At 75.5% G+C, this 1,917-nt stretch carries 1 protein-coding gene; it reads right to left on the bottom strand.

What is annotated here, in order from left to right; translation table 11 throughout:
* Positions 1 to 1,917, bottom strand: a 1,917-nt coding sequence (locus ND748_RS30985) for an acyltransferase domain-containing protein (RefSeq protein ID WP_251749859.1), incomplete at both ends; no start/stop codon positions are given.

Raw genomic sequence — 1,917 nt, 5'->3', positions numbered from 1 at the left:
CATCCCGCCGGCGCCCATCCCGCCGCTACCGAGCCCACGGCGCCGGCGTGGCGGCGAACCCGGCGGGGCGGTGGGGCCGAGTGCCCACCGGTCGACGACCGCGGACATCACCGCATCCGCGTCGGCAAGCGCCGCCCGCAGCTCGTCGAGAACCGGATGGCCTCCGGCGGCGCCCAAGGCAGGGAGCGCCGGATCCAGGTGATCCGGAGCCAGGTGGTCCGGGCCCAGGTGGTCCGGGCTGGAGAGAACTGGGCTAGGGAGAACCTGGCTAGGGAGAACCGGGCTGGAGACAACCGGGTCAGAGCGGTCCGGGCTGGGGAGAGCCGCGCCCGGGCGATCCTGGCCAGGTAGGTCCGGGCCGGGAAGATCGGTGCCCGCGGGGCCGAGGAGATCGGCTCCGCGAAGATCCGGGCCGAGGAGATTCGGGCCGAGCAGGGTCGCGCCCGCGGGGCCGAGGCGCACCAGCGGCGTGCCGAGTTTCAGCCGGACAGGCGTGCCCCGGCGCCGCGGCAGCTCGATGGGCCGGCCGGCGACGGGCGTCGGCTTCGGGGCGGGAGACGACACCAGGGCGGGAGACGACGCCAGGGTGGGGGACGACGCCAGGGTGGGGGACGAGACCAGGACCGGGGTGGGGGACGAGGCCAGGGTGGGGGCCGGCGCCGTCGCCGGAACGGCGGGCGGCTCGGGACGGGTCCGGCAGGGCAGCAGGTCGAGCCGCGGGGCCGCGCCCTCCACCCACAGGGCGGCGGCCACCCGGCGCAACTGGTCCAGCCCGGACCGTTTCGGGGAGTTCGTGACCAGCGCGACGTGGTCGTCACCTGGCAGCGTGTTGTCGACGAACCCGGCGACGCTGCCCACGCCGACCTGGACGAAGACGCGCACGCCGGTGTCGTGCAGCCGGCGGACGAGTTCCCGGAACCGCACGGGCTCGACGAGGTGGCGCAGGGCGAGCGACCGGATGGCGTCGTGGTCGTCCGGGTAGGGCGCGACCGTCGTCGCCGACCAGATCGGGATCGTCGCCTCGACGAGGGTGACGTCGGCGAGGTTGGTCCGCAGCCGGTCCAGGTAGGGCTCCAGGAACGGGGAGTGGAAGCCGGAGCGGAACGGCAGGACCTGCCCGAGCACGCCGGCGCGGCGCAGCCGCTCCAGCGCGGTGCGCACGCTCGCCTCGCGCCCGCAGATGATCGACTGGTGCGGGCAGTTGTCGTGGGAGACGACGACCTCGCCGAGGTCGGCAATGACCTCGGCGGCACGCACGGCGCCGCAGCCCAGCGCGCCGAAGACGACCCCGGGCACCTCCAGCACGGCCGGGTCGAAGCCGGCGATGAAGGCGTCGGTGGACTCGCCGGTGATGAGCCCACCGCTGATCATCGCGTTCCACTCGCCGATGCTGTGCCCGCCGACGAGGTTCGGGACGATGTCGAGGCGCCGCAGCGCCTCGTCGAGGATCCGTCCGACCTCGACGCTCGCGACGCCGTGCCGGCCGAGTATCCCGGTGTCGTCGAGGGCCGGGCGGGCGAGCCCGAAGTGCGCGCAGACGTCGTCGATGCGCGGGGAGAACTTGTCTTCCAGGCCGCAGAACAGGAACGCCGTCTGCCCGGCGGGCGTCCCGTCGGGCCGGGCAGGGTCGAGCAGTCCGGCCGGGGTGAACCACAGGTCGTTGCGGCCCCGCCACGGATTGCCCCGCCCCACGACCGTGCGGGCCAAGGCGAGCCGGCGCGGGTTCGGCGCCACCAGGGCGAGCCGCCAGGGGCCGCCGGCCGGCGGGCTCGCCGCGTCATCCCGGTCGAGCAGCTCCGTGTCGTCGACGTCGAGCTGGGCGAGCAGCTCCGCCGGGCTGCTCCCGGCGAGCAACAGGACCGCCTCCGCCGCCGGATCGGCCACCCGCGCGGGGCCAGCGGGCGCGCTGCCCGGCAG

This window comes from Frankia sp. AiPs1, assembly GCF_023716945.1.
Classification (GTDB): Bacteria; Actinomycetota; Actinomycetes; order Frankiales; family Frankiaceae; genus Frankia.
The sequence above is the reverse complement of the archived record's forward strand: the minus strand, read 5'-3'. Positions and strand labels throughout refer to the sequence as shown.